Origin of the sequence: Bartonella sp. AP88HLJMH, assembly GCF_042195605.1 — a bacterium.
In the GTDB taxonomy this organism is placed as follows: Bacteria; Pseudomonadota; Alphaproteobacteria; order Rhizobiales; family Rhizobiaceae; genus Bartonella.
The window spans coordinates 1-581 of record NZ_JBHIOR010000127.1; the positions used below are offsets into that span (position 1 = coordinate 1).

At 37.5% G+C, this 581-nt stretch carries 1 protein-coding gene; it reads right to left on the reverse strand.

What is annotated here, in order from left to right; all coding sequences use genetic code 11:
* Window positions 1-186: 186 nt before the first annotated feature.
* On the reverse strand, window positions 187-581 hold a 395-nt coding region (locus tag ACFIMA_RS09955; protein ID WP_375693477.1), incomplete at its 5' end, for a tyrosine-type recombinase/integrase.

Consider the following 581-nt stretch of genomic DNA (forward strand, 5'->3'; position numbering starts at 1 on the left):
TATCCGACTCTAAACATACTCTGAGACGCGCGAAATTCTTTAGAAAATGGTTTCTTAATTTTGCTCGTCTCATGGAGACTATCAATAATAGCTTTACACATTTAAAACTGTTATTTTCACAGAATTGGACATATCAAATTTCTCTCCAAAATAGCTAAAAACACTGCAGAGGTAATTGTAAAAATTCTATCCTGTTATAAATGAAGCCCACTGTTCCAAGAGAACATGTCGTTGTTCTAAAAAATCCGTTCGCATATAAGCTTTTGTCACTGAACTCCCAACTGAATGGGCAAGAACAGTTTCGGCAATCTCGAACGGTGTTGACGTTGTCTCTGCTATCCAATCCCGTAAACTTGAACGAAAACCATGGGGACGATAAGTCAAACCACAAACTGTCATATATTTTGCCATGGTGGCATCAGAAATGGGGTTGCCTCTAAGACCAGAAAAGAGAAAACCATTCTTTTCAAAGGGGAGAGTTTTTTCAATAACTCTTAAAGCTTCATCACTTAGTAGCACGCGAAAGTCTGAAACTTTCCCTACAATACCTTTCATGTTTTCTTTTGGTATCGTCCATATAT